General features: G+C 68.1%; 27 protein-coding genes. 14 read left to right on the top strand and 13 right to left on the bottom strand.

What is annotated here, in order from left to right:
• Nucleotides 1-41: 41 nt before the first annotated feature.
• A complete protein-coding gene (locus tag FB548_RS16685; protein WP_255470604.1) occupies nucleotides 42-1,439 on the bottom strand; it encodes a coniferyl aldehyde dehydrogenase in 1,398 nt (465 codons plus the stop codon).
• 56 nt (nucleotides 1,440-1,495) lie between these two features.
• Between FB548_RS16685 and FB548_RS16690 the strand changes: the two genes are divergently transcribed.
• Nucleotides 1,496-2,044, top strand: coding sequence for a gamma carbonic anhydrase family protein (locus FB548_RS16690; protein WP_142125939.1), 549 nt, complete (start codon nucleotides 1,496-1,498; stop codon nucleotides 2,042-2,044).
• A 42-nt stretch (nucleotides 2,045-2,086) separates the two neighbouring features.
• On the top strand, nucleotides 2,087-2,467 hold the full coding sequence (locus FB548_RS16695; protein WP_142125940.1) for a VOC family protein: 381 nt from the start codon (nucleotides 2,087-2,089) through the stop codon (nucleotides 2,465-2,467).
• A gap of 13 nt (nucleotides 2,468-2,480) precedes the next feature.
• On the opposite strand, the gene FB548_RS19055 is transcribed toward FB548_RS16695, so the two are convergent.
• Entirely contained in the window at nucleotides 2,481-2,747 is a 267-nt protein-coding gene (locus FB548_RS19055; RefSeq protein WP_142125941.1) for a YkgJ family cysteine cluster protein, read from the bottom strand.
• Between the two features lie 161 nt (nucleotides 2,748-2,908).
• Between FB548_RS19055 and FB548_RS16705 the strand changes: the two genes are divergently transcribed.
• From FB548_RS16705 to FB548_RS16735, 7 genes are all read left to right on the top strand, one after another.
• A complete protein-coding gene (locus tag FB548_RS16705) occupies nucleotides 2,909-3,589 on the top strand; it encodes an RDD family protein (protein ID WP_142125942.1) in 681 nt (226 codons plus the stop codon).
• Entirely contained in the window at nucleotides 3,586-4,584 is a 999-nt protein-coding gene (locus FB548_RS16710) for a stage II sporulation protein M (RefSeq protein WP_142125943.1), read from the top strand. Before FB548_RS16705 ends, FB548_RS16710 begins: the two co-directional genes overlap by 4 nt.
• Entirely contained in the window at nucleotides 4,574-6,139 is a 1,566-nt protein-coding gene (locus tag FB548_RS16715) for a DUF4129 domain-containing protein (RefSeq protein ID WP_142125944.1), read from the top strand. The genes FB548_RS16710 and FB548_RS16715 overlap by 11 nt, the downstream gene beginning before the upstream one ends.
• The gene (locus FB548_RS16720) at nucleotides 6,136-7,335 is read left to right on the top strand and encodes a DUF4350 domain-containing protein (protein WP_142125945.1); all 1,200 of its coding nucleotides are present in this window, start codon (nucleotides 6,136-6,138) and stop codon (nucleotides 7,333-7,335) included. Before FB548_RS16715 ends, FB548_RS16720 begins: the two co-directional genes overlap by 4 nt.
• Before the next feature lie 38 nt (nucleotides 7,336-7,373).
• Nucleotides 7,374-8,333 carry a MoxR family ATPase gene (locus FB548_RS16725; protein ID WP_142126108.1) on the top strand — a complete coding sequence of 320 codons (960 nt, stop codon included), beginning with the start codon at nucleotides 7,374-7,376 and terminating at the stop codon, nucleotides 8,331-8,333.
• 163 nt (nucleotides 8,334-8,496) lie between these two features.
• Nucleotides 8,497-9,795: a DUF58 domain-containing protein gene (locus FB548_RS16730; RefSeq protein ID WP_142125946.1), complete on the top strand. Its 1,299-nt coding sequence runs from the start codon at nucleotides 8,497-8,499 to the stop codon at nucleotides 9,793-9,795.
• Between the two features lie 44 nt (nucleotides 9,796-9,839).
• Nucleotides 9,840-10,844 (top strand): DUF4380 domain-containing protein, encoded by a 1,005-nt coding sequence (locus FB548_RS16735; protein ID WP_142125947.1) that lies wholly within the window; start codon nucleotides 9,840-9,842, stop codon nucleotides 10,842-10,844.
• A gap of 6 nt (nucleotides 10,845-10,850) precedes the next feature.
• Here FB548_RS16735 and FB548_RS16740 read toward each other — a convergent pair whose 3' ends face one another.
• From FB548_RS16740 to aroE, 4 genes are all read right to left on the bottom strand, one after another.
• Entirely contained in the window at nucleotides 10,851-11,624 is a 774-nt protein-coding gene (locus tag FB548_RS16740; RefSeq protein ID WP_142125948.1) for a ThuA domain-containing protein, read from the bottom strand.
• 79 nt (nucleotides 11,625-11,703) lie between these two features.
• Nucleotides 11,704-12,054, bottom strand: a complete 351-nt coding sequence (locus tag FB548_RS16745; protein WP_255470605.1) for a hypothetical protein — start codon at nucleotides 12,052-12,054, stop codon at nucleotides 11,704-11,706.
• Between the two features lie 74 nt (nucleotides 12,055-12,128).
• Nucleotides 12,129-12,527, bottom strand: coding sequence for a hypothetical protein (locus FB548_RS16750; RefSeq protein WP_142125949.1), 399 nt, complete (start codon nucleotides 12,525-12,527; stop codon nucleotides 12,129-12,131).
• A 43-nt stretch (nucleotides 12,528-12,570) separates the two neighbouring features.
• A complete protein-coding gene (aroE, locus tag FB548_RS16755) occupies nucleotides 12,571-13,419 on the bottom strand; it encodes a shikimate dehydrogenase (RefSeq protein WP_142125950.1) in 849 nt (282 codons plus the stop codon).
• A gap of 314 nt (nucleotides 13,420-13,733) precedes the next feature.
• Here aroE and FB548_RS16760 point away from each other — a divergent pair, with 314 nt between their 5' ends.
• Nucleotides 13,734-14,462 carry a porin family protein gene (locus FB548_RS16760; protein ID WP_142125951.1) on the top strand — a complete coding sequence of 243 codons (729 nt, stop codon included), beginning with the start codon at nucleotides 13,734-13,736 and terminating at the stop codon, nucleotides 14,460-14,462.
• 70 nt (nucleotides 14,463-14,532) lie between these two features.
• On the opposite strand, the gene FB548_RS16765 is transcribed toward FB548_RS16760, so the two are convergent.
• From FB548_RS16765 to FB548_RS16780, 4 genes are all read right to left on the bottom strand, one after another.
• On the bottom strand, nucleotides 14,533-14,994 hold the full coding sequence (locus tag FB548_RS16765; protein ID WP_142125952.1) for a GNAT family N-acetyltransferase: 462 nt from the start codon (nucleotides 14,992-14,994) through the stop codon (nucleotides 14,533-14,535).
• Nucleotides 14,995-15,984: a porphobilinogen synthase gene (gene hemB / locus FB548_RS16770; protein ID WP_142125953.1), complete on the bottom strand. Its 990-nt coding sequence runs from the start codon at nucleotides 15,982-15,984 to the stop codon at nucleotides 14,995-14,997.
• 95 nt (nucleotides 15,985-16,079) lie between these two features.
• Nucleotides 16,080-16,328 (bottom strand): hypothetical protein, encoded by a 249-nt coding sequence (locus FB548_RS16775; protein WP_142125954.1) that lies wholly within the window; start codon nucleotides 16,326-16,328, stop codon nucleotides 16,080-16,082.
• A gap of 71 nt (nucleotides 16,329-16,399) precedes the next feature.
• Nucleotides 16,400-17,419, bottom strand: coding sequence for a pteridine-dependent deoxygenase (locus tag FB548_RS16780; RefSeq protein WP_255470606.1), 1,020 nt, complete (start codon nucleotides 17,417-17,419; stop codon nucleotides 16,400-16,402).
• Nucleotides 17,420-17,551: 132 nt separating this feature from the next.
• Between FB548_RS16780 and FB548_RS16785 the strand changes: the two genes are divergently transcribed.
• Nucleotides 17,552-18,013, top strand: a complete 462-nt coding sequence (locus FB548_RS16785) for a hypothetical protein (RefSeq protein ID WP_142125955.1) — start codon at nucleotides 17,552-17,554, stop codon at nucleotides 18,011-18,013.
• Between the two features lie 61 nt (nucleotides 18,014-18,074).
• Here the strand turns inward: FB548_RS16785 and FB548_RS16790 are convergent, their stop codons facing one another.
• The 3 genes from FB548_RS16790 to FB548_RS16800 all read right to left on the bottom strand — a co-directional run bounded on the left by FB548_RS16790 (nucleotide 18,075) and on the right by FB548_RS16800 (nucleotide 21,619).
• On the bottom strand, nucleotides 18,075-18,527 hold the full coding sequence (locus tag FB548_RS16790; RefSeq protein WP_142125956.1) for a cytochrome c oxidase assembly factor Coa1 family protein: 453 nt from the start codon (nucleotides 18,525-18,527) through the stop codon (nucleotides 18,075-18,077).
• A gap of 16 nt (nucleotides 18,528-18,543) precedes the next feature.
• Nucleotides 18,544-20,772 (bottom strand): S9 family peptidase, encoded by a 2,229-nt coding sequence (locus tag FB548_RS16795; RefSeq protein WP_142125957.1) that lies wholly within the window; start codon nucleotides 20,770-20,772, stop codon nucleotides 18,544-18,546.
• Between the two features lie 136 nt (nucleotides 20,773-20,908).
• On the bottom strand, nucleotides 20,909-21,619 hold the full coding sequence (locus tag FB548_RS16800) for a glutathione binding-like protein (RefSeq protein ID WP_142125958.1): 711 nt from the start codon (nucleotides 21,617-21,619) through the stop codon (nucleotides 20,909-20,911).
• 106 nt (nucleotides 21,620-21,725) lie between these two features.
• Between FB548_RS16800 and FB548_RS16805 the strand changes: the two genes are divergently transcribed.
• The 3 genes from FB548_RS16805 to uvrD are packed head-to-tail and all read left to right on the top strand — an operon-like array spanning nucleotide 21,726 to nucleotide 25,116.
• A complete protein-coding gene (locus FB548_RS16805; protein WP_142125959.1) occupies nucleotides 21,726-22,355 on the top strand; it encodes a TIGR00645 family protein in 630 nt (209 codons plus the stop codon).
• 7 nt (nucleotides 22,356-22,362) lie between these two features.
• Nucleotides 22,363-22,866, top strand: coding sequence for a GNAT family N-acetyltransferase (locus tag FB548_RS16810; protein ID WP_142125960.1), 504 nt, complete (start codon nucleotides 22,363-22,365; stop codon nucleotides 22,864-22,866).
• Nucleotides 22,867-22,914: 48 nt separating this feature from the next.
• A complete protein-coding gene (gene uvrD / locus FB548_RS16815) occupies nucleotides 22,915-25,116 on the top strand; it encodes a DNA helicase II (protein ID WP_142125961.1) in 2,202 nt (733 codons plus the stop codon).
• The last annotated feature ends 56 nt before the right edge of the window (nucleotides 25,117-25,172 follow it).

Here is a 25,172-nt window from a genome sequence, read left to right on the forward strand (position 1 = left end):
GAGGACGCGGACCAACGCCGCCCGCAATGCAACGGACCGGCTCAGCGAATGATGAAGTCGATGAACCGCGCTACTTTGGAGTAGGGCGGCTTCAGCAGGTCGCTGCCAGCCCACCGCGGTTGCCACAGCACCGGCAGCGCCTTGCTCATCGCGTCGAAGCCCGCGCGCCCGTGGTAGGCGCCCATGCCGCTGGGGCCGATGCCGCCGAACGGCAGCGCATTGATGCCGAAGTGCAGCACGGTGTCGTTGACGGTGACGCCGCCAGCCAGCGTGCTGCGCAGGATCTTCTCCACCCGCGCGCGGTCGTGGCTGAAGGGATACAGCGCCAGCGGCCTGTCGTGCGCGTTGACATAGGCGATGGCCTCGTCCAGCGAGCCGACCGTGCGGATCGGCAGGATCGGGCCGAAGATCTCGTCCTGCATCACCTTCGCATCGTCGCCGGGTTCGATCACCAGGGAAGGCGCGAACAGCCTCTCCGCGCGGTCGTGCGCCGGTGCCAGCGCGACGACCTCGTGGCCGCGTGCACGGGCATCGTCCAGATAGCCTTCCAGCCGCGCGAACTGCCCGTCGTTGATGATGCGGGTGAAGTCGCCGGCATCGGACAGGTCGCCGTAGCGCGCGGCGACCTGTTCGCGCAGCGCCTGCACCAGTGCACCGCGGCGGCTTCGACCCACCAGCAGCACATAGTCCGGCGCGATGCAGGTCTGGCCGCCGTTGAACCACTTGCCGGTTGCCAGTCGCGCGGCGGCCTGTTCCACCGGGAAGTCGTCGCAGACGATGGCCGGCGACTTGCCGCCCAGCTCCAGCGTCAGCGGGGTCAGGTTCGCCGCCGCTGCCGCCATCACCTTGCGGCCCACGGCGGTGGAGCCGGTGAACACCAGGTGGTCGAACGGCAGCGCGGCGAAGGCGCTCGCCACGTCGGCGCCACCCGTGGCGACCGCAACGCGCTCCAGCGGGAACACCTCCGCCAGCAGCGAGCGCAGGAATGCGGTGGTATGCGGCGTGTGCTCGGATGGCTTGAGGTAGACGTGGTTGCCGGCGGCGATGGCGGTGGCCAGCGGGATCAGCGCCAGGTTGACCGGGTAGTTCCACGGCGAGATCACGCCCACCACGCCGACCGGCTCGAGGCGGATTTCCGCGCGCGCCGGCCAGAACCGCCAGCCCACGCCCACGCGGCGCGGCTTCATCCATCTGCGCAGGTGCGATGCCAGGTGGTCGATCTCGTTGAGCACGGTCATGCCGTCGGCGATCAGCGATTCGTGGCGCGAGCGATGGCCGAAGTCGGCGGCGATGGTGTCCGCCATCTCCGGCAACCGCCGCTTCAGCGCCTCGCGCAGCCGCTGCAGGTCGTCGCGGCGCTGGGCCAGGTCGGGCTTCTTCGCCTGCCATGCTTCGCGCAGGCGTTGCAGGGTGGCGCTCAGGTCGGGCGTGGCGGTCATGTCCATACGCCGGAGTGTAGTCCGGCGGCATCGGGCCTGCTCGCTACAATGCGCGAATGACCTCCCTGCGCCCCTATCTTGACCGTTTTCCCGTCCTCGGCCCGCGTGTCTACGTGGACCCCGCGGCCACCGTGATCGGCGATGTCGAACTGGCCGAAGACGTGTCCGTCTGGCCGGGCAGCATCCTGCGCGGCGACGTCAATTTCATCCGCATCGGGGCCCGCACCAACGTGCAGGATGGCACCATCGTCCACGTCAGCCATCACAGCCCGTACAACAAGGCCGGGTACCCGACGCTGATCGGCGCGGACGTCACCATCGGTCACGGCACCATCATCCACGCCTGCACCATCGAGGACCTGTGCCTGATCGGCATGGGCGCCTGCATCCTGGACGGCGCCACGGTGAAGAAGTACGGCTTCCTGGGCGCCGGCGCCGTGCTTGGCCCCGGCAAGGTGGTCGGCGAGGCCGAACTGTGGCTGGGCAATCCCGCCCGTTTCGCGCGCACGCTCACCGACAAGGAGATCGAGAGCCTGCACTATTCCGCCGCGCACTACGTGCGGCTCAAGGATCATTACCTGCAATCAACGCCGCCTGCGGCATGATGCCGCGTGGCGCATCCGGCGCCGGCATCGCAGGAGGGCCGCATGGCCTGGAAACCGGAAGGCTATACATCGGTCGCGCCCTATCTGGTCGTCGACGGCGCGCAACGTACGGTCGAGTTCCTCCTCACTGTGTTCGACGCCGAACCGCTGCGCATGCATCCGGTCGGCGAAGGGAGGCTGGGGCATGCGGAAGTCCGGATCGATGACACCGTGCTGATGCTGGCCGACGCCGCCGATGGCTGGCCCGCGATCGCCAGCCACGTGCATCTGTATGTGCCGGACGTCGATGCCACGTGGGCGCGTGCGCTGGCGGCGGGCGCCGACCCGGTGCAGACGCCGGAGGAAAAGGGCGACGGCGACCGTCGCGGCGGCTTCCGCGATGCCGGCGGCACCACGTGGTGGATTTCCACGCAGGTGGCGTGATCTCTTGCCGGCCTCAGGGCGTTGTCGCGTGCTCGAGCGCGGCGAGCAGTGCCAGTGCTTCGGAGCGGCTGGCACCGCACATGTCGGGCCCCGGTTTCAGGGTGCCGCAGAACGCGGGGCGTTCCGGCCTGCCGAACAACCGGCAGCGCAATGCATCGTCCAGTTGCACGCACGCCACGCCCGCCGGCTTGCTGTGCGGCATGCCGGGGATGGGCGAGGTGATCGACGGCGCGGTGCAGCAGGCCGCGCAGCCCGGGCGACAGGAAAAGGACGTGTCCATGGTGGCGCGCAGTGTAGTGCGGCTGGGCAAGCGCGACGCGGCCGGCTAAAGTCGCAAGGCACGGGGAAGGCGCATGGACAGCGGAACACGCCACTTCAATCACATCGGACCGGTCGCGGCCACCACCCCGCCAAGGGCGCAGCGCCCATGGTGAACGGCTGATGCTGGACACCTACCGCGAAGTCATCACGCCCGAGGGCGTGGGCCTGCACCTGCCTGCGGCAGGCCCGGTGCCGCGCGCGCTGGCGTGGGGCATCGACCTGGCCATCCGGCTCGGCGTGCTGATGATCATGGGCATGGTGCTGGCCATGCTGGGCAAGGTGGGTGAAGGGTTGTACCTGATCGGCCTGTTCCTCGTGTTCTGGGCCTATCCCATCGTGCTGGAATCCGTATGGCAGGGGCAGACGCCCGGCAAGAAGGCGCTCGGACTGCGCGTGGTATCAGCCGATGGCGCGCCGGTGGGCTGGCTGGCGGCGATCACGCGCAACCTGCTGCGCACCGTCGACATGCTGCCCTTCGGCTATGCGGCAGGACTGGTTGCCTGCCTGGCGGACCCGCACGCGCGTCGTTTGGGCGACATGGTGGCCGGTACGCTGGTGGTGCATGCCGGCAACGAGCGCGAACACGTGCCGGCACCCGTCAACACGGTGTTCGTGCCCCCGGCGCGCCTGCTGCCGGAAGAGCAGGGCGCGATCGTGGCCTTCGGCGAGCGCGCGCCACAACTGACGCCCTCGCGCCAGGAAGAGCTGGCCAACCTCGCCGAGCCGGTCACCGGTGCGCGTGGAGAGGTCGGCGTGCAGCGCCTGTACGGCATGGCCAACTGGCTGCTGGGGCGGCGATGAGGCAGGAACAGTTCGTCGCCCGCCACCAGCCCGAATGGCTGGCCTTCGAATCCTGGTTGCAGGCACGTGGTGGCAGCGCCCGGAGTGCGCGCCGCGAACAAAACAACGGTGTGCTCACCGACGAAGACGTGCCGGCACGCTACCGTCGCATCTGCCAGCAGTTGGCGCTGGCGCGCAAGCGCGGCTACAGCCCCGTGGTAGTGGACCGTCTGCAGGCACTGATGCAGCAGGGCCACGGCGTCATGTACAGGACGGCGCCGCCGCGCTGGCAGCGCGCGGTGCGCTTCCTGCTGGCGGAGTTCCCGCGCCTGGTGCGCAGCGAGGCCGGGTGCATGTGGGTGGCCGCCGCCGTGTTCGTGGTGCCGCTGGTGCTGATGTTCGTGCTGCTGCAGGTCCGCCCGGAGCTGGTGTACAGCATCGTGTCGCCCGAACAGGTGGCGATGTACGAGCGCATGTACGACCCGAGCGACACGCGCCATGCGCTGGGGCGCGAGAGCGGCAGCGACTGGCAGATGTTCGGCCACTACATCTGGAACAACATCAGCATCGGCCTGAGGACCTTCGCAGGTGGGCTGCTGGCGGGCGTGGGCGCGCTGTTCGTGCTGATTTTCAACGGCATCGGCATCGGCACGGTGTTCGGCCATCTGCAGCAGATCGGTTACGGCGATCCGCTGTGGCGCTTCGTCTGCGGGCACGCACCGTTCGAACTGACCGCCATCGTGCTGGCCGGCGGCGCGGGCCTGCGGTTGGGCCTGAGCCTGGTGGCACCGGGACGCCAGCGGCGCGTCGATGCGCTTGCCAGCGCGGGTGCGAAGGGCGCGCGGCTGTGCCTGGGCGTGGCTTTCATGCTGCTGGTGGCGGCGTTCATCGAAGCCTTCTGGTCATCGACGCAATCCATCCCGGCTGCGGTGAAGTACAGCGTCTCCGGTGTGCTGTGGACCCTGGTGGCGCTGTGGCTGGGCGTCGGTGGACGCGGGATGGCCGATGAGGATTGAGCAGCTGACCGTCCGCCTGCGGGCGCGTTCGGACTGGGAGGCCGTCGAGCTGGGCATGGCGCTGGTGCGCCAGCATGCCGGTGCGGTCTGGAAGCCCTGGCTCTGGCTGACCCTGCCCGTGTTCGCGCTGCTCAACCTCGGCGCGTGGTGGATCGACCAGTTCTGGCTGGCCTTGCTGCTGATGTGGTGGCTGAAACCGGCCTTCGACCGCATCCCGCTGTACGTCATCTCGCGCGCCGTGTTCGGCAGCGCCCCCGGTACGCGCGAGACATTGCAGGCGCAACGGCAATGGGGCCTGCGCACGCTGCCGCACCTACTCACTTGGCGGCGTTTCAGTCCCGTGCGCTCCCTGTACATGCCCATCGACCTGCTGGAAGGCGTCCAGGGCGATCGCCTGCGCCAGCGTCGTGGCGTCCTTGGTGGGCAGGCGTACGGCACCGCGATCCTGCTGACCTGGATCTGCCTGCTGTTCCAGGCCGTGCTGGTGATGGGGGGCGTCGTCGCCGTCGTCATGTACCTGCCGCAGGACCTGCTGCCCGACAGCATGCAGACGGCGTTCCGCATGGTGGCCATCGAATGGCCGGCGTGGCTCAAGCTGGCGTGGAATGCACTGGCATGGGCGGCCATCAGCGTGGTGGAGCCCTTCTACGTTGGTGCGGGGCTCGGCCTGTACCTCAACCGCCGCACGCAGATCGAAGCCTGGGACCTGGAGATCGTGTTCCGCAAACTGCGCGCACGACTGGCGGCCGTCGCGCCGATGCTGTTGGCCGCGGTGCTGTGGGCCGGTGCAGGCGGCATTGCCGAAGCCCAGGAGCGCCACGGCGCACCGCCGGCCACGACCACGCCGCAAGCCGAAGCTCCCGCCAAGCCAACGCCGCCGACGCTGCCCATCGTGTTCGGCGACCAGCGTGTCGACGACCGTGCATTCCGCAAGGCCGCCGATGAGGCCTACCGCGATCCCTTGCTGGATCGCACGCGCACGCAGGCGTCGTGGGAGCGTCGCGACACGGCGGAAGAAGAAGATATCGAAGATCCGCTCGACGGCGACAAGGCCTGGCTGTCCGGCTTCGGCAACGTGCTCGCCTTCATTGGCGAATGGGGCCTCTGGCTGGTGGCGGGTGTGCTGGTGCTCGCCTTGCTGGCGACGGCGCGCTACTGGTGGCCGTGGATGCGCGGCATCTCCGGTACGCGCGCGCTGCCGCCGGACGCGCCGCAGTCGGATGCGCTGGTACTGCCCGAGGCGCTGCCGGACGACATCGCTACCGCGGCGCGCGCGCTGTGGCGCGAGGGACGTCCGCGGCATGCACTGGCATTGCTTTACCGGGCGAGCGTGGAAACCATGAGCCTGCGCGCGGACATCGCGCTGCCGCCGGGCGCGACGGAAGCCGAGTGCCTGCGCGCATCGCGACGCATGCCGCAGGCGGAAGACCGGCATGCTTTCGCGCGCATCGTCAGGACCTGGCAGTACGCGGCCTATGCGGAGCGGCTGCCCGGCGAAGACGAGTTCGATGCGCTGGTGACTGAGCTGCAGCACCGTTACGGATGGGCGTCATGACGTCCGCGCGCCGCAATGGTCGCCTGGTGGGCGTGGGTCTGCTGGTCGTGTTCGTGGTGGCGGCACTGCTGGCCGTGTGGTTCCGCCATACCTTCCACCGTGTCGAAAAGACGTTCTATCTTCCACCGGATGGCGAAGCGGCCTACAACCCGCTGTACGCGCTGGCGAAGACGCTGCAAGCCGACGGCGTGAAGGTCAACGCGCGCCAGCGCCTGCTGCTGGATGACAACGCGCTGGCGCGCGAGGACACGTTGTTGCTGTTCAACGATCCGCGCGCGCTGTCGCCCCCCGAGGCCGATCGCCTGCTGGCATGGGTCGAGGCCGGCGGGCATCTTCTGGTCCGCACGCCGCTCTACTCGCCGGGCGAAGACCTGGCCGGGCCGGATGCGCCGCAGACGGCCATGCTGGACCTGCTGTCGGTCTGGCTGGTGGACGGGGAGCCCGAGTGCGAAGCCTTCCAGGTGGAAGGCGAAGACCATCATGTCGAGTTCTGCGCCGGGCGGCGTTTCGCTTTCGATGACGTGGAGCCCGAACTTGCTTGGGGCAATCTGCAGGACGGCTATGTCTACGCGCGGCTGTCGCAGGGGCGGGGCCACGTGGATGTGCTGGCCGACTTCGATTTCATGGCCAATACCGAAATGCGGGCGCTCGCGCGCGGCACGCTGGACGAGCCGCCGAAGGGCGGCCTGCGCGACGGTCCGCATCGCGTGCTGGCGCGGCAGGTGCTGGCGCCCAACTACGGCCGCGGCACCATGCACCTGGTCTATGCCGCCGAGATGCCGTCGCTGTGGCGCATCCTGTTCGTCCGCGGCTGGATGGTGTGGGCGCCGCTGTTGCTCGCGCTCGCCGCCTGGTTATGGATGCGCATGCAGCGGTTCGGCCCATCGGTGCCGTCACCGGCCGGCGAGCGCCGCTCGCTGCTGGAGCACGTGCGCGCGAGCGGCGAACATCTCTACCGCTACGGTCGCGGGGTGATGCTGTACGCGGCGGTCCGGCAGGCATTCCTCGCCCGGCTGCGCCGCCGCGACCCTGTCGCCGCCGCGTTGTCCGGCGATCCCCAGGTGGCCGCCATCGCCGAGCGCACCGGCCTCCCTGCCGAGCGCATCCGCGTGGCCCTCAATGCGCCTGCCTCGCATGACAGGCAGGCATTCCGAGACCGCATTTCCTTGCTGATCCAACTGAGAAACCGCCTATGAACGACGAGACCGCCGCCGCGCCGCCCGCGCTTCCGCCGATGCCGGAAAATGCGCTGTCCCAGCGCGTCGATGCCGTACGCGAGGAAGTGTCCAAGGCGTTCATCGGCCAGCCGGATGTCCTCGACCAGATCCTGATCGCCCTGCTGGCGGGCGGCCACGTCCTGATCGAAGGCGTGCCGGGGCTCGGGAAGACGCTGCTGGTGCGGGCGCTGGCGCAGGCACTGGAACTGACCTACGGACGCGTGCAGTTCACCCCCGACCTGATGCCCAGCGATGTCAGCGGCCACGCCGTCTATGACCCGAAGACGGAGAGCTTCAAGATCCGGCGCGGCCCGGTGTTCACCAACATCCTGCTCGCCGACGAGATCAATCGCGCCCCCGCCAAGACCCAGTCCGCATTGCTGGAGGTCATGCAGGAAGGCCAGGTGACCATCGAAGGCAAATCCTTCGAGCTGTCGCCGCCGTTCATCACGCTCGCCACCCAGAACCCGGTCGAACAGGAAGGCACCTATCCGTTGCCGGAAGCGCAGCTCGACCGCTTCCTGCTGAAGGTGCTGATCGACTATCCAGCGCTGGACGACGAGAAGCGCATGGTCGATGCCATCACCACGGGTCGGGCGGCGTCCGATTTCGATCTGTCGCAGGTGGCGCGCGTGCTGGGTGCGGACGACATCATCGCCATGCAGCGCGAAACCGCCGCCGTGCGCGTGGATCCGGAAGTCATCGACTACGCCGTGCGTATCGTCGCCGCCACTCGCAAGTGGCCCGGCATCGCACTGGGCGCGGGCCCGCGCGGCAGCATCGCGCTGGTGCGCGCCGCACGCGCGCAGGCCGTCCTGCAGGGGCGTGATTTCGTCACCCCCGACGACGTGCGCGACATCGCCCGCCCGGCGCTGCGCCACCGCATCACCCTGGCGCCGGAACTGCAGATCGAAGGGCAGTCGCCTGACGATGCGTTGCGCGCCCTGCTGGCGAAAGTGGACGCGCCGCGGAAATGATCGTCTGCGTGGCCCCGACCTATCTCGCGATCAGCTCCCTCCCCCGCTTGCGGGGGAGGGTCGGGGTGGGGGAGAGCGATCAACCTGATCGTTTGACGACGTATCCGGTCTCCGATTGCCCCCATCCCAGCCTTCCCCCGCAGGCGGGGGAAGGAGCGCCACAATGAGGCCGGCGCCGCTGCTGATCCTGTTGATTGCCTGCTGGGGCCTTGCCGGCCTGGCAGTGCCGTTCCTCGGCTGGCCGTTGTGGCAGTGGCAGGCGGTCGGCGCGGGGCTGCTGGTGCTCGCAGCGCTGGATGCATGGCGGCTGCGCGCGCGACCGCTCCCTGAGGTGGTGCGCGAGGTGCCCGAGGCCCTGCCATTGGGCATCGAGCGCGACGTCGCCCTGTGCTTTGAATCACGGGTGCGGCAACGGCTGGATGTGTTCGACCTGTATCCGGGCGGCTGGCCGTCGTCCGGCATGCCGCGGCGGCTCGCGCTCGCCCCGATGTCGGCGACCCGCATCACCTACCGGTTGCGGCCCAGTGCGCGCGGCGATGCTGCATTCGAGGGCGTGCAGCTGCGCCTGCGTTCCGCGCTGGGACTGTGGCGGCAGTCGCGGGTGGCGGGCGCGCCGCAACGCGTGCGCGTGTATCCCAACTTCGCACCGCTGACGCGTTTCGCGCTGTTCAGTGCCGAACAGGCGTCGCGCCTGGTGGGCGCGCACCTCAAGCGGCGGCGCGGCGAAGGCACCGACTTCAACCAGATGCGCGAGTACCGCGTGGGCGACAGCCTGCGCCAGGTCGACTGGAAGGCCACGGCGCGCTCGCGCAAGCTGATCTCCCGCGAGTACCAGGACGAGAAGAACCAGCAACTGGTCATGCTGATCGATACCGGTCGCCGGATGATGGCGCGCGAGGATGCGCTGGGACATTTCGACCACGTGCTCAATGCCGCGCTGGTGGTGTCGTACCTGGCATTGCGCCAGGGCGATGGCGTGGGCCTGCTGGCGGCGGGTGGCGACAGCCGCTGGGTGGCGCCGCAGCGCGGGATGGCCGCCATCGATACGCTGCTGCGCGCCAGCTACGACCTGCAGCCGCGCGCGGTGGCCACGGACTACCTGGCGGCAGCCACCGAGCTGAGCCTGCGGCAGCGCCGGCGTTCGCTGGTGATGCTGGTCACCAACGTCCGTGACGAGGACATCGAGGACCTGCTGGCCGCCGTGCGCCTGTTGCAGCGCCGTCACCTTGTCTGCGTCGCCAGCCTGCGCGAGACATCGCTGGATGAGGCGCTCGACGGTGAAATCCGCGACCTGCACGGTGCCATCCATGCCGGCGCGGTTGCACGCTATCTGGAGCAGCGCACGGCCGCGCACGATGCATTGCGCAGCCACCGGGTGATGGTGCTGGATGTTTCCAGCGACGAACTGCCCGGTGCGTTGGTGGAGCGCTATCTGGCGGTGAAGCGGGATGGCGTGCTCTAGTGCCGCGCATGCGCTCGGTCTCTGCCTCTGTCTGCCTGTTGCTCATGACGGCTCTGTGTCCGCAGGGCGCGACGGCGCAGCAGTCGACGGAGATGGAGCGCGTCCGCCTGCAGTCCGGCGACGTGGTGCTCGACGTCACGCCCGCCCTGGGTGGGCGTGTGTTGCGATTCGGGCTGGCCGATCGGCCCAACCTGATCAAGGTCGGCGATCCCGTCGCCTCGCAACCTGCGCCGGTCGTATCGCCCGATGCGGATGACATCGGCTATCTCGGCCACGACGTATGGCTGGGGCCGCAGAGCGGCTGGTGGTCCGACCAGTACGTGAATCCTGCGCGTCGCGCTTCGAAGGCGGTGTGGCCGCCGGACCCTTACCTGGCTTTCGCCGAGACCCGCGTGGTCGCGCGTTCGCCCGAACGGCTGGTGTTGGAGGGCATCGACAGCCCGGTCACCGGCGTGCGGCTGCTGAAAGCGTTCGCGTTCGATCCGACGGATCCCTCCACCGTCATCGTGACGGCGACCGCGCGCAACATCCGCGACCGCCCGGTCGCGCGCGACCTGTGGTTCAACACCCGCACCTCGGCGGCCACGCGCGTGTACGTACCCGTTGCCGACGTGCGTGACGTGCGGGTGGAGGCCGCGGAGGGAGCCACACCTGCCTGGACGATCGAAGGGGGCGTGTTCTCGTTCCTGCCCATGCCGCAGGAGATGGAGATGCGCCGAGGCAAGGTGTTCCTTCAGCCATCCGCAGGCTGGATGGCCGGCTTCGCGCAGGGGCAGGTGTTCGTGATCCGCTTCGATCACCTGCCACGTGCCGCGATCCATCCGGAGCATGGGCAGGTCGAGCTCTATCTCGACCACGCCGCCGACGTGCAGGCCGGCTTGCTGGAGATGGAGGTGCACGCCCCCTTTCGCACGCTTGCACCCGGCGAGGCGATGCAGGCCCGCGAGCGCTGGACGGTGTTGCCTTACGAAGGCCCGGAGACGCGGGACGCGCAGGTGGCGTTCCTGTGTTCACGGCTGCAGCTCTGCGCCGGACCCGCCGTGCGCTGACGCGGATCAGCGCGGCTCGTCGATGCCCTGGCCGGTCGCGGCCCACCAGATGCCACCGTACAGGTGCGCGAGGTAGAGCGGATCGTCGTAGAGCGCGGGGGTATGGCCGAGTGCGGTGACGAATACGCGGCCACCGTCGTAGGCGTGGTACCACGCGACGGGATGTTCTTTCCCCATGCCGCGCGCGGTCTGGCCCGGCCAGATGCGGGAAGGATCGTAAGTGGATTCATCCACGCTCAGCACCGTCCGCAGGCCGTGCGTGACCGGGGCATTGAACTCGTACCATTCGTCCGTCCAGATCCACTGCGCCGGCAAGCCGAAGGTGGCGGGAAACGCGGGGTCTTCCACGCGCACGGCGGCGGTCTGCACCATCGGGTGGATGCGGAACGTGCGTCCGATCAACCGTTCGAACCAGGGCCACTCGCCGGGCGGGTTGAAGATCAGCGCGCGGTGCACCGCCACCACGCCGCCGCCAGCGCGCACGTAGGATGCCAGCCTTTCGCGCTGCGGGCCTTTCAGTTCATCGCCGGGCGTGTTGAGCAGCACGATGGCGGCATAGGCCGAAAGATCGCCATCGAACGGTGTGCTGTTCCATGACCATGTGAGGTCGAATGCATGCCGCTGCGCCATGCGTTCGAACTGCGGCTTGGCGACCACGGCGTAGTCGTGGTGATAGCGGTTGGGAATCGCGACGACCAGCACCTTGAACTGGCCCTGCGCGAAGGCGGGCGTGGCGAGTCCGGCGATACACAACAGGGTGAGCAGCAGCAGGTATTTCATTCCGCGATGCTAGCCCGGCCGGTGCTGGCCGGGTGCCTTTCCGCTATTCCGATTTCGGCGACGCCTATGCGGATATCGCCTAGGCCGCCCGCGTTGCCTGCATGGCCTTGCAGGCGCCCCAGACCAGCAGCACCAGCCCGACGGCGGACACCACGCTCAGCAGCATGCCGAACGCGCCGAACAGGGACATCATCCCGCTCAGTGAGGCGTAGCCGTCAGCGGTGTTGTTGATCAGCCATGCCTGCCACACGCTCATCGCCACGCGCAGCAGCGTGGTGACCAGCATCAGTGCGACGCCGGCCAGCGCCAGCTTGCGGCCGGGCGCTGCCGGCACCCACATCGTCAGCATGGCGATGCCCGCCACGCAGGCCAGCAGCTCGGGCAGCTGGTAACCGAGCATGGTCAGCAGTTGGGTGAGGAATCCGTCCATGCATGTTTTCCTGTATCAGGGGCGAGGGAGCGTTTCGATCCGTAGGGCGAGTTCCGGATCGATGATCGCGGGACTCAACGTTCCTGCCTGACGATTTTTCCGGTCAGGGTGAATCGATAGCCCGCGGTCCGCATCATGTCCACCGTCTTTGCGAACACGACCACGAGGGTGATGATCTTGACGTAGGGTATCAGCAGTGATGCCACGATCAGGACGTTGATGTAGCCCGCCCAACCAAAGCCATCCATGCACAGATAGGTGCCGTAAGCGCCGAACGCGAAGCCGGCGACCGTCAGTACGGTTGCCGCGATGCCTATCATGGGTGAAGCGTCCGCGCCGAAACCGAGGACGAGAGCGGCCATGTTGAACACGACGGCGACCGGCAGCAACCGCAACCCCTGTGCCGCCTGCAGTGCCGCCCCGTTGCGCTGGCGATCCTTGTTGAAACTGACGTCTGAAAAGTCCGGTTGCATCCTTGCCGCTCCTTCCGTATCCGCCACGCCGATGCGCGGCTGGTCAATCCGCCGTCACCAGCACCTTGTCCCTGTCGCGCAGCGTGGCGTAGACCGCATCGGTTTCCGGGCGCACGCCGTGCCACAGTTCGAATGCCTCGGCCGCCTGTTCCACCAGCATGCCCAATCCATCCACGGCATCGTGGCAGCCGGCGGCGCGCGCCCATGCGAGGAAGGGAATCGCGGCTTCGCCGTAGTTGAGATCCACCGCCAGCGTGCGCGGCGTGGCCAGGTGGAAAGGCAGGCTGAACTCGCCGTGGTCCTGCCGCGAGGCGGACGTGGCGTTGACGATCAGCGAGAAGTCGCCGAGGTCGCGCAGATCGTCCCAGTAGCGCGAGTGCGCGCGCTCCGGTTCGCCCAGCGCGTCCGCCAGCGCATCCGCGCGGTCAGGAGTGCGGTTGACGATGATCAACTCGCTGATGCCTGCATCGAGCAATGCCGGCGCTACGCCGCGCGCGGCGCCACCGGCACCCAGCAGCAACGCGCGGCGTGCGCGCAGGTCCAGCCCGTGCCGGCCGGTCAGGTCCCGCACCAGCCCCGTGCCGTCGGTGTTGTCGCCATGCCATTGGCCGTCGTTGCGGGTCAGCGTGTTCACCGCGCCGGCGCGTCGCGCGCGCTCGGTAGTCTGCGCGCAGATCGCGAAGGCGGCTTCTTTCAGTGGCAGCGTGACATTGGCGCCCGCACCCCCGTCGCCCGCGAAGCGATCGAGCGTGGCGACGAAATCGTGCGCCGCCACGTCAATGGCGGTGTACTCCAGCGTGATGCCCGCCTGTCGCGCGAACGCCGCATGGATGCGGGGCGACAGCGAGTGGGCGACGGGATGGCCGAAGACGGCGTAGCGGTGGTTGGTCATGGTGGATCCCCGTCTCCAGTCGTTGTCAGCAGTCTACGCGCGCCGGTGCCGGCTTGACAGACGGCGCCACGCGCCTCACTGTGCCGCCGCCGAAGGGGGCGCGCCAGGGAACGGGGCAACCGGCAGGCCGGGCTGGGGAGTCCGACCGCCGTCTACCTTGCACTCTGCTCCGCCGTCGCTGCTGCCGACCGGAACGGATCGGCAGACAGGCCCGCACAAGCGTGCCCATCGGTACTGATAGCCGCGACACACCATCCACCCCGCCGGTACCGCAAGGACGCGGGGATTCCACCACTACCGAAAGGGAAAACACCATGACGCCGTTGTTCCGTTGCCTGCCCCTCATGCTGGCCGCGTTCGCTGTGCACGCACAGGCGCAGTCCATCTCGCCAGCCTATGAAGCCTTCCGCAAGAAGGAGGCGCCCCAGCCCGCCGCCGCCCAGCCCGTGACGCCGGCAACGCAGGCAGCCGCCTCCGAGCCCGCACCGCCGGCCCCCACGCCGACATACCCGGCACCGGCTCATGTTGCTCCCACGCCTGCGCGGGAAGAGCAGGAAGACGGCGGCTTTTTCGTCGGCGTGCAGGCCGGCCAGGGCTGGATCTACGAAGACGTCGAACAGGATGCCGTCGCCGTGAGCGCGGGCTACCGCTGGCAGGCGGGTCCGTGGGCGCAGGTGGGCGTGGAGCTGTCGGGCGGGCGCCTGGACGAGACCACCGATGGCGACTGGCGGTTCGCGAAGGCGACCTACAAGGCCATCGGCGCGAATGCACGCATGAACTTCGGCGACAGCCCGTGGTTCGCCACCGTGCGCGGCGGCTACTTCGACGCCGAGGTTGACGGCGCCGACGAGGAATTTTCCGCCGACGGCGGGTATGCGGGCGTGGCGATCGGCGTGGACATCAATCGTCATTTCAACATCAGCCTCGGCTATACCGCGTTCGTCTACGCCGACGATTACACCTACGACGACTGCGACGACGACCTCGACTGCGATTTCAACCGTGCCGACACCGTGATGCTGGGCGTCGAAGCGCGCTTCTGAGCGTTGAACGAAAACGGGAGCCGGACGGCTCCCGTTCTTTCCTGCGCCGTCGATGCCGCGAAGTATCCGCTCAATCGCCTGCCGGCTGTGCCAGCCGTCGCACGTAGACATGCTGGGTCTTGGCGAGCGTGAAGCCGGCTGCCGGATAGAATGCATGCGATTCCGGACGCAGGATGTTGGAGCGCACGAAGACGTCCGTGCCGCCCCGGTCCCGTATCCAGTCGCAGGCCGTATCCACCAGGCGCCGCGCCAGACCGAGGCGTCGCGCCCGCGGGTCGACGATCAATGCCGTGATCTCGGCGCGCCCGCCGAACTCGATCATCAGCCGCCACTCCGCGGCCACCATTCCCATCAGGCCGCTGTCGTCGTCCGCTGAGGCGGCGACCATCACGGCATGCGCGGGCGATGCCAGCAGGATGGCCAGTCGCATGGCCATCGCGGCGCTCTCGACGGGATAGGCAAGCAGCGTGCACAGGCGCGCCAGTTCGCCCGCATCGTCATGCCGCGCATCGCGGATGACGATGGACGTCACTCAGCTGCTCCGCAGCCAGCGTGCCGCATCCAGCGCGAAGTAGGTCAACACACCGTCGGCGCCCGCACGCTTGAACGCGGTGAGCGCTTCCAGTGCGCAAGCCTTCTCGTCGAGCCATCCGTTCGCCGCCGCGGCCTTGATCATCGCGTACTCGCCGCTGACCTGGTACGCGAACGTCGGCACGCCAAACTCGTCCTTCACCCGGCGGATCACGTCCAGGTACGGCAGGCCCGGCTTCACCATCACCATGTCGGCGCCTTCGTCCAGATCCAGCGCGATCTCGTGCAGGGCTTCGTTCGAATTGGCCGGGTCCATCTGGTAGGTGAACTTGTTGCCCTTGCCGAGGTTGCCGGCGCTGCCCACCGCGCTTCGGAACGGGCCGTAGAACGCGGACGCGTACTTGGCCGCGTACGACATGATGCGGGTGTTGATATGGCCGGCGTTCTCCAGCGCCTCGCGGATCGCGCCGATGCGGCCGTCCATCATGTCGCTGGGCGACAGGATGTCCACGCCGGCAGCGGCATGCGCCAGCGACTGCTTCACCAGCGCCTCGATCGTCTCGTCGTTGAGGATGTAGCCGGTGTCGTCGATCAATCCGTCCTGGCCGTGCGTGGTGTACGGGTCCAGGGCCTGGTCGGTCATCACGCCCAGTTCGGGGAAACGGGATTTCAGTGCACGGATGGCGCGCGGGATGATGCCGTCCTCGTCCCATGCGATGCGGCCATCGGCGGTCTTCGCGCCCGGGTCTGGCACACCGAACAGATCCAGCACCGGAACGCCCAGTTCCAGCGCCTGCTCGCCCACGCGCAGCAGTTCATCGATAGACAGCCGCTCGACGCCCGGCATCGACGCCACCGGCACGCGTCCCTTCTCCTCGTGCACGAACACGGGGTAGATCAGGTCGTTGGTGGTCAACACGTTCTCGCGCATCAGGCGGCGGGAGAACTCGTCGCGACGCATGCGCCGCGGGCGGGTGTAGGGGTAGGCCATCACGGGCTCCTGGCAGAGCGGCGAATGATACGCCGGTGTCCCGCAGGTCGGCCTGCGACAGGCGGTCGCAGCGCGGAACGCTGCATTCGGTGGCGTCAGATGATCCCGCCGCCCAGCGACAGGCGGAAGATGCCGACCACGATGACGATGCCGTTGAGCACCAGGCCCGCCTTGGCGCGACCGCGGTTTTCGGTACGGGTGAACAGGATGCCGATGGCGGCGATGATCGCGCCGACCGCCGCGAACGGGATCAGGAACCAGTTGCCCCAGCCCAGCAGCGGGATCAGGGCCAGCACCATCCACAGCATCGCCACGATGCCCCACAGCAAGCTGATCAGTCCCATGTCGCGGATTCCCATGTGGGCGTGCGGAAGGTCGCCCCGTGTTTCCACTATGCGGACGGTCGCCGGGCGCTTCAAGCACCCACGCCGTGCATACCCTCGATCTCGACCAGCAGCTCGCGCCGGCAGACGTCGGCATGCAGCATCAACCATGGCACGCGCGTGCCCAGGCGGGCCTCGAGTTGCGCGGCCACGGCGTCTGCGTCGGCGGCATCGCTCACGTAGACCTTCAGGCGCGAGCTCGCATCCAGGTGCGCCGGTAACGTCGCCGCGTGCGTGCGCGCGGCGCCCAGCAGGCTGTCGAGGTTGGTGAGGGTCTCGTCCAGTTGCGCGCGCAGCGAGTCCGCGTGTTGCGACGCGTGGCCGACGATGCTGGCGGTGCCGGACAGCAACAGGGGCACCTGGTGCGACGGAGGCAGCAACGCGCGCGCGAAGCTCGGGGATTGCGGGCCGTATTCGCGCGGATAGCGGTAGGCGCTGACCTGACGCGGATTCTCGAGCGGCGTACCCGGTTCACGCGCGGCAAGCCAGTAGACCTGCAGCACGCGGCGGCCATCGCGGCTGCCTATCGCCGTGGCGGCGGGCAGTGTGCGCGTATCGACATCGCCCAGGCCCTGCACGCGGCCGATGCAGAATTGCCGGTAGCGTTCGCCGTCGCCTTCGCCCTGCGTGATGGCATCGAAGTAGTTCCAGATACGCAGCAGGTGCGGGTATCCGCTGTCGCGCCAGAAGGCGGCCATCGCGGCATATGCGTGCGCACTCGCGTGCAGGATGCCGCCTTCGGGTTCTTCCCACTCCACCACGCCGAACATCAGCGCTCCGTCGTGGCTGTAGCGCACCGAGCCTTCGCGGCCGGTGGTCACGGGGCCCGCCGCACGCCAGACTTCGTACGGGGCCGCGGCTTCGCGCAACGGCGACAGCGGCACGCGCAGGTAGCGCGGGTCGTCGATGGTCGAGGTGGCGGGCGCCAGCGCGCCGAAGCCGAACACGGCCAGCGTCTCCGGCAGGCCCAGCAACGCCAGTGGCGTGGGGGCATGGATGTAGTCGACGGCCAGCCGCTGCGGCGCGGGTGGATGGTCGGGGGTGGAGCTCATCGTGCGGGAAACGGGGGGCATGTCGGGGCGAAATGATAACCCGCCCATCCCGTCACGCCGGACGCCTGCTGGCTGTGCCAGTATTCAGCGGCATCGGCGGAAGATCGCCGCAGGTCACCGGGAGAAGCCGCCATGTCGTTCCGTATCGCTGCCATCGTGCTCGTCGCCGCGCTCAGTGCCGGCTGCGCCAGCAGCTCCAAGGTCATGCTGGGCCAGGCACGCCCCGCCATCGATCCTGCGCAGGTCCAGGTCTACCGCACCGCGCCCGCGGGGGCGCTGGAAATCGCGCAGCTTGAATCCAAGAGTGCCGTCGGCTTCGGCACGCAGGGCCAGACCGACGCCGCCGTTGCACGACTCAAGCGCGAAGCCGCCGCCCTCGGTGCGAACGGTGTGGTGCTGGTCGGCGTGGGATCCAGTGGATCCCCGGTCGGCATGTCGGTGGGTGCCGGCAGTTACGGCCGCCACTCCGGTGGTGGCCTCAGCATGGGCATCCCCACCACGCAGAAACAGGCGGCGGGCGTGGCGATCTACGTGCCGCCGGGGACGGCGGTGGATCCGGGCCTGGTCGTGCCGGACCCGGCACCGAAGAACTGAGCCGGCCACCTGCCGGATGCGATACGAAGGCGGCCCATGGCCGCCTTCGTCGTTCGTGGGTTCAGGGAGATGCCGGACCGTCGTTGTCGGCTTCCAGCACGATCCGCTCGCCATCGTCCACATTGACCGCCAGTGTTTCGTAGTGCCATTCACCGGCGCGCTTCTCCGCCACCACGAACAGGGTGCCATCGGTCTTGCCGCCATCAAGCGGGATTGCCAGCTCTGCCTCGCCGCTCGGTCCACTGCTGTTGAGGCTGCCCTGCACGAACCAGCCCGGCTTGATGGGGGTGCCCAATGCGGCGACCACGGCTGCATCGGCCTGTGCCCGCGCCATCGCATGCCGATAGGGTTCCGAGGATTTCATCGCGCCGAAGATCAGCGTCATCAGCCCGGCGATGAAGGCCAGGAACGAGGCCAGCACCACCACCGCCAGCACGGGCACGCACCATTTCCAGTTGCGGCTCCACCAGCCCGCTTTCGCGGCGGCGGGCATCGGCGGCGGGAAAGCGGACATCGGCGTCTCCTTCGTCTCAGGGCTTCAGGCAACGGCCGAAGAAATCTTCGGTCAGGCGGTACCGGTGCAGCAGGTCGCTGCCGCGCAGGCCGTGCTTGGCGCCGGGGTAGGTCATCAGTTCGAACGGCGTGCCCCGCTTCTGCAGGTCACTCATCAGCTTCGTCGAGTTGGAAAACAGCACGTTGTCGTCGGCCATGCCGTGGATCAGCAGCAGCTTGCCGGCGCCCATGCCGTCAAGGTGGGTGAACACGCTGGCCTCGCGATAGCCCGCCTCGTTCGCCTTCGGCAGGTCCATGTAGCGCTCGGTGTAGTGGGTGTCGTACAGCGCCCAGTCGGTGACCGGCGCGCCCGCGACGCCGCAGGCATACGCCTCGTCGTGCTTGGCCAGCAGCATGAGCGTCATGTAGCCGCCATTGGACCAGCCGTATACGCCGATGCGCGCGGGATCGACGAACGCCTGCGACTTCAGCCATTCCACGCCGCGCAACTGGTCGTCCACTTCCACCGTGCCCTGCCTGCCGTACAGCGAGCCACCGAAGGCCGCGCCGCGTCGCGGCGTGCCGCGGTTGTCCAGCGAGAACACCACGTAGCCCTGCTGGGCCAGGTACTGGTTGAAGAAGGCGTCGCTGCGGCCGGGCCAGGCGCGGGTGACGGTCTGCGCCGCCGGGCCGCCGTAGACGAAGACGACCACTGGGTACTTCTTCTTCGGGTCGAAGCCGGCTGGTTTGATCAGGCTGTAGTGCAGTGGCGTGCGGCCGTCAGCGGCCGTCAGCGTGCCGTAGGTGGTGGGCTGGTGGGCGCCGAGGTACTTCGCGTAGGGATGCGCCGCCTCGGTCGCATCGTTGGTGAGCAGGGTCGCCAGCTTTGTGCCGTCAGCCTTGAACAGCTCGATCTGCGGCAGCATGGTGTCGCTGGACCAGCTGTCGACGAAGACGCTGGCATTGCGGGCGAAGGCGGCGGCATGCATGCCGGGCGCCCGCGTCAAACGACGCGGTTCGCCGCCAGACAACGGCACGGCATACACGTGCGTCTCGGTGGCGCCATCACGCGTGCCGCTTGCGTAGGCCAGGCCGGCGGCTTCGTCGATGGCCAGTAGCCCGTCGACCACCCACTCGCCCTGCGTCAACGCGGTCAGCTCGGACCCATCTTCCGACGCCATGTACAGATGTTCGAACCCGCTGCGCCCCGACGCCCACAGGAAGCGCCCGTCCTTCAGGAAACGCAGGTCGCTGTGCAGCGGTACCCAGGTCTTCGAGGTCTCGGTCACCAGCGTGCGCTGCACCCCCGTCACCAGCGTGGTCTCGATCAGCTCGAGCTTCTTCTGGTCACGCGACTGGCGCTGGAACGTCAGGCGTTGCGGATCGCGCCAATCGACGCGGGCCAGATAAATATCCTTGTCCGGGCCCAGGTCGATCCAGCGCGGCTTTGCGCCGGTCTTCGGTGCGATCACACCCAGTTGCACCAGCACGTTGTCATCGCCCGCGGCCGGATACCGCTGCTCGATCACCTCGGTGCGGTCGGGATAGACCTCGTAGCGCTTCTGCACCGGCACCGGGGTTTCGTCGATACGGGCGAACGCGATGGCCGAGTCATCCGGTGCCCACCAGTAGCCGGTGTGCCGATCCATTTCCTCGTCGGCGACGAACTCCGCCACGCCGTTGCCGATCACGTCGCTGCCGTCGCGGGTCAGCTGTACTTCCTTGCCGTCGGCCAGGTCGATAACCCACAGGTTGCGGTCGCGGATGAAGCTGACGAAGCCGCCTTTCGGAGAAATCTTCGGATCGGTCGCAAAACCGCCGCCATCCGTCAGCTTGCGTACCGCGTCCTTGCCGGACTTCGCCAGGTCATACAAATACAGTTCGCCGCCGAGCGGGAACAGCAGGGCCTTGCCATCCGGGGACCACTGGTAGTCGACGATGCCGGAAAGCGCAGCGATGCGCTGGCGCTCGCGGCGTGCCTTTTCCTCGTCGCTCAGCACTTCCTCGCCGGGCAGCACCACCGACGAGTCCACCAGCAGCCGCGTCTGTGCGCTGGCGATGTCGTATTCCCACAGGTCCAGCCGGTTGCGGTCGCTGTCCTTGCCGCGCAGGAAGGTCACCCGCGATCCGTCCGGCGCGACCTGTGGCTTGGTCAGCGTTGGTCCGGTCAGCGGTGCGCTGCCGGTGATGGCTTCCAGGGTGAGCTTCTCGGCGTGGGCGGGCAGGGCGGTGGCGAAGGTCATCAGGGCGAACAGGGCAAGGCGCATGGGACGTCTCGGGCGGCAGGGCCGGTCAGTCCGGGATTATTGCACTGGCCGCCGCGCGCGCGCCGTAGAGCGGAGCTTGCTCCGCTGCTCGCGGGCTGGACGCACCCTGATGCGGCGCAGCCGAGCAAGCACGGCTCTACCGGGAGGATTGGCCGAACAGGTGCTTGCGCTCCTCGTCGCTGAGCGGCTGGCCCGCGTTCGGATTGACCTGCGACTGCAGCGCATACGCACGCTGCACGGCCGGTCGCGCAGCGATCTTGGCGTGCCAGCGCTGCAGGGCGGGATAGGGCGCCAGGTCCAGCGGCGCCTTGTCGTAGGCGTTGATCCACGGATGCGTGGCCATGTCGGCGATGCTGTAGTCCTCGCCGGCGATGTGGGCATGTTTCGCAAGCTGTGTGTCCAGCACGCCGAGCAGGCGTTGCACCTCGCGCGTGTAGCGGTCGATGGCGTAGGGGATCTTCTCCGGCGCGTAGACGGTGAAGTGTCCGTATTGCCCGGTCATCGGCCCCAGGCCACCCATCTGCCACATCAGCCACTGGTTCACGGCCACCTTCTGGCGGGTGTCGGCGCCGAAGAAGCGGCCGGTCTTGTTGGCCAAGTAAAGCAGGATGGCGCCGGATTCGAACACGCTGATCGGAGCGCCGCCGTCGGCCGGTGCGTGATCAATGATCGCCGGCATCTTGTTGTTGGGCGAAAACGCCAGGTACTCCGGCTTGAACTGGTCGCCCTTGCCGATGTCGACCGGCACGATGCGGTAGTCGAGTTTTGCGCCCGCCTCGACCAGTTCTTCCAGCATCAGCGTGATCTTGTGGCCGTTGGGCGTGGGCCAGTAGTACAGGTCGATCATGGCGGTTCCTCGCGGGGGAGAGCCGCAGTCTAGCGGCCGCAGCGGACTTGGCAGCGTCAAATCCGGCCGCTACCCTGCGCCATCCTTGGAAAAGACCGTTCCCGACATGACCGACCCCAAATCCGCGCGCCTGGGCCCGCTGCCTGCCCTGATCTTCAGCTCGCGCTGGCTGCAGCTGCCGCTGTACCTGGGGCTGATCGTGGCGCAAGGCGTCTACGTCGTCCTGTTCCTGAAGGAGCTGTGGCACCTCGTGCATGGCGCCACCAGCCTCAGCGAGCAGGACATCATGCTGCTGGTGCTGGGCCTGATCGACGTGGTGATGATCTCGAACCTGCTGATGATGGTCATCGTCGGCGGTTACGAAACTTTCGTGTCGCGCATGGGGCTGGAGAAGCACCCCGACCAGCCGGAGTGGCTGAGCCACGTCAACGCCAGCGTGTTGAAGGTGAAGCTGGCCATGGCGATCATCGGCATCTCGTCCATCCATCTGCTGAAGACCTTTATCGGCGCCAGCACGCTGGGCGGCCTGCCGCTGTGCGGCACGCCCGAAGCCTTCGCCGCCGCAGAAGCCGCGAAGGCAGCCGGCTGGCTGGCCAAGACCTGCAGCGACTTCACGTCCACCGGCGTGATGTGGCAGACCATCATCCACGCCATCTTCATCCTGTCCGCCATCGGTATCGCCTACACCGACAGGCTGATGAACAACGGCGCGCAGACCAAGCACGCAGCGCACTGATTCCAGGATGCAGGCAGGTACGCCCCCTATCCGCGACGCTAACGATGCCGACATCCCCGCCATCGTCGCCCTGAATGCCGCCGAGGTGCGCCACACCAGCCCGATGGACGAAGACAGGGCGCGCCAGTTGGCGACCCTGTCGGCTTACCTGCGCGTGGCGACGCTCGACGGTCGCGTTGTTGCGCTCCTGCTGGCGATGCGTGCGGGTGCGGACTATCGCAACGACAATTTCGACTGGTTCGCTGCGCGCTACCCTGACTTCCTTTACGTGGACCGCATCGTCGTGGATGCCTCGGTGCAGGGCCATCGCCTCGGGTCCGCGCTCTACGGCGACCTGTTCGCCTTCGCCCGCGAACGCGGCATACCGTGCATCACCTGCGAGTTCAACGTGGTGCCGCCGAACGAGCCCTCGCGTCTGTTCCATGCGCGGCATGGCTTCGTCGAAGCGGGCCGGCAGTGGCTGGACGACGGCCACAAGCAGGTCTCGATGCAGGTCGCCGAGCTCGCCTGAACGACTGAGTCTCAGGGTTTGGGTCGCCGCAGGCCGTAAAATGCGCGGATGGATGTCTCCCACCTGCTCGATGATCTGAATCCCGCCCAGCGCGACGCCGTTTCCGCCGAACCCGGGCACTACCTCGTCCTGGCCGGTGCGGGCTCCGGCAAGACCCGTGTGCTGACCCACCGCATCGCCTGGCTCAACGAAGTCCATGGCGTCCCCACGCATGGGATCCTCGCGGTGACCTTCACCAACAAGGCGGCCGGCGAGATGCGCGCCCGCGCCGACGTGCAGCTGCGCAACGGCAGCCGCGGCATGTGGATCGGCACCTTCCACGGCCTCGCCCATCGCCTGCTGCGGCTGCACTGGCAGGAGGCGAAGCTGCCCGAGACCTTCCAGGTGCTGGACAGCGACGACCAGCAGCGACTGGTCAAGCGCGTGGTGCAGGCGATGGAGCTGGACGAGGGCAAGTATCCCCCGAAGCAGCTCACGTGGTGGATCAACGAGCAGAAGGACGAAGGTCGCCGGCCCGAGCACATCCAGCCGGCGCCCAACGACGACTGGCTGGACGTGCGCCGGCAGGTCTATGCCGGCTATCAGGAACGCTGCGACCGCGCGGGCCTGGTCGACTTCGCCGAACTGCTGCTGCGCGCGCATGAGGTGCTGCGCGACACTCCGGCGCTGCTGGCGCATTACCGCACGCGTTTCCGTGAGATCCTGGTGGACGAATTCCAGGACACCAATGCCATCCAGTACGCCTTCGTGCGCGTGCTGGCCGGCGACACCGGCCACGTCTTCGTGGTGGGCGACGACGACCAGAGCATCTACGGCTGGCGCGGCGCCAAGGTCGAGAACATGCAGCAGTTCCTGCGCGACTATCCGTCCGCGCGGACCATCCGGCTGGAGCAGAACTACCGGTCCAGCGCGAACATCCTGGGCGCGGCCAACGCCTTGATCGCGCACAACCCCGGGCGCATCGGCAAGCAGCTGTGGACCGATACCGGTGACGGCGAACCGATTGACCTGTACGCGGCCTACAACGAAATGGACGAGGCGCGCTTCGTTGTCGAGCGTATCCGCCAGTGGGTGCGCGACGGTGGCAGCCTGGGCGATGCCGCCATCCTGTACCGCAGCAATGCGCAGTCGCGTGCGTTCGAAGAAGCACTGCTGTCCGAGCAGGTGCCGTACCGCGTCTACGGCGGCATGCGCTTCTTCGAGCGCGCGGAAATCAAGGACGCGCTCGCTTATCTGCGGTTGATGGCCAACCGCGCCGACGACGCCGCGTTCGAGCGCGTGGTCAACACGCCGACACGTGGCATCGGCGAGCGCACGCTGGACGAAGTGCGCCGGCTTGCGCGCGGTGCGCGCGTGTCGCTGTGGGGCGCGGCGATGCTGGCGGCTCAGGGCAGCGACCTGGCGGGCCGCGCGCGCAATGCGCTGGCGGCGTTCGCGGCGCTGGTGGACCAGCTCGCCGAGGAAACCGCCGAGATGACGCTGGCCGAGCGCGTCGACCATGTGCTGGCGCGTTCGGGTCTGCGCGAGCACTGGGCGCGCGAAAGCCGTGGCGGCCTCGATTCCGAATCCCGCACCGAGAACCTCGACGAACTGGTGTCGGTTGCCTCGCGTTTCGTGCGCCGCGAAGACATCGCAGCCGAGGAAGACGGTCAGGAGGGCATGAGCGAGCTGGTCGCCTTCCTGTCCTACGCCGCACTGGAAGCGGGCGAAGGCCAGGTCGAGGCGGGCGAGGACGGCGTACAGCTTATGACGCTGCACTCCGCCAAGGGCCTGGAATTCCCGCTGGTGTTCCTGGCCGGGCTGGAGGAGGGGCTGTTCCCCAGCAACCGTTCGCTGGACGAGAGCGGGCGACTGGAAGAAGAGCGCCGCCTCGCCTACGTGGGCATCACCCGCGCGCGGCAGAAGCTGGTATTGAGCTATGCCGAGGCGCGTCGCCTGCACGGCCAGGACATGTACGGCATTCCGTCGCGCTTCCTGCGCGAGATTCCCGCCCACCTGCTCAACGAAGTGCGTCCTCGCGTGCAGGTCAGCCGGCCGGCCTCGGGTTTCGCCACCCGGGTGACGCCCGGCCATGCCAGCCTGGAAGCTCCAGGCCTCAAGCTGGGCCAGACCGTCACCCACGCCAAGTTCGGCCAAGGTGTGGTGACCGACTACGAGGGCAGCGGCGCGCACGCGCGCGTGCAGGTCAATTTCGACAGCGAAGGCAGCAAGTGGCTGGTGATGGCCTATGCGAACCTGCAGGCCGTGTAGCCCGTCCGATTGATCCAGATCACGGCGCACTAAGCCCGTCGGGCGTGTAATGGCCG

This window comes from Pseudoxanthomonas sp. 3HH-4 (genome assembly GCF_006716465.1).
In the GTDB taxonomy this organism is placed as follows: domain Bacteria; phylum Pseudomonadota; class Gammaproteobacteria; order Xanthomonadales; family Xanthomonadaceae; genus Pseudoxanthomonas_A.